The organism is Psychrobacter sp. 1U2 (assembly GCF_051847575.1).
On record NZ_JBPYDC010000697.1, the window covers coordinates 1 to 893 of the forward strand.

Annotated in this window: 1 protein-coding gene; it reads left to right on the forward strand. The window is 45.7% G+C overall.

Going from position 1 to position 893, the window contains the following annotated elements; translation table 11 throughout:
* Window positions 1–127: 127 nt before the first annotated feature.
* Window positions 128–893: enoyl-CoA hydratase/isomerase family protein (locus tag ACS8FD_RS18165; RefSeq protein WP_439276879.1), on the forward strand; the 766-nt coding region annotated here is incomplete at its 3' end.

Here is an 893-nt window from a genome sequence, read left to right on the forward strand (position 1 = left end):
CCAAAGATCAGCGCGAAGGCGTGCAAGCGTTCTTAGAAAAGCGCAAGCCTACTTGGCAGAATAAATAAACACAATAAATCCATTTTTATTCTAATATTCTTGTTTTCAAACTTGATAGGTCGATTTTATGACAGCGACGGATAATATTAACAATCAAAAAGCCGTAGAGACAAGTACTCAAGACGCGCCCGTATTATTTGAGACCGAGTCGACAGACTGTGGTCATCTGATTGGCATCATGACACTCAACGCACCCAAATCTCTTAATGCGCTTAGCGTTGAGATGTGTCAGTTACTAGCCCACCAGCTGGAGCAGTGGGAAAGTGACGATCAGATAGTGGCACTCATCTTAAAAGGAGCTGGCGATAAGGCATTTTGTGCTGGCGGTGATATTCGTAAGCTGTATGACAGTATGTCTACCAGTGCGCCGCTACCGAACCCTTATGCGACAGAGTTTTTTGGTCATGAGTATCGACTTTATCGGCAAATGCATTTTTATCCAAAGCCATTAATCCTCTGGGGCGACGGGATTATCATGGGTGGCGGCATGGGCTTGATGGCAGGTTGTAGTCATCGAATGGTTACTGAGCGCACCCGATTTGCAATGCCAGAAGTCACCATTGGACTGTTCCCTGATGCTTCTGGCAGTTGGTTTCTACAGCGTATGCCAGCAAAAACAGGTTTGTTTTTAGGGCTAACGGGTGCGATGTGTAACGGCAACGACGCGCTATTAGCCAATCTTGCAGAGTATGCCGTTGCCAGTAGTGATTATGACGCCATCATACAAAGTTTAAAACAGAGTGATTGGAAAGCAGCAGCTGATAACACTGATAAATGTCATCAGCACAGTGCTCATAGTATTGCTAGCCGTGCATTAGCTGCGCAATCAGGTG